General features: G+C 69.3%; 1 protein-coding gene. It reads right to left on the minus strand.

The features are described 5' to 3' along the window. Positions 1-205, minus strand: a 205-nt coding sequence (locus tag HMPREF2883_RS08235; protein WP_176747182.1) for a transposase family protein, incomplete at both ends; no start/stop codon positions are given.

Below are 205 nucleotides of genomic sequence, written 5' to 3' on the forward strand. Positions count from 1 at the left end.
CAGCTCCAGCAGGGCATCAGGGTGCCGTCCAGGATGTAGTCGCAGCCCGGGGCGACCTCCTCGGCAGTGATGAGGATGAGGTAGCCGTCCAGGGCGCGGGTGACCAGCTCAGGGCGGGCCTTGACGGCCCGGGAGACGGTGGGCTGGGACACGCCGAGCAGCTCACCGATAGCGGCCTGGGGAAGGTTGTGGCGCAGGTAGGTCA

It is taken from the genome of Actinomyces sp. HMSC075C01 (assembly GCF_001812965.1).
Lineage (GTDB): Bacteria > Actinomycetota > Actinomycetes > Actinomycetales > Actinomycetaceae > Actinomyces > Actinomyces acetigenes.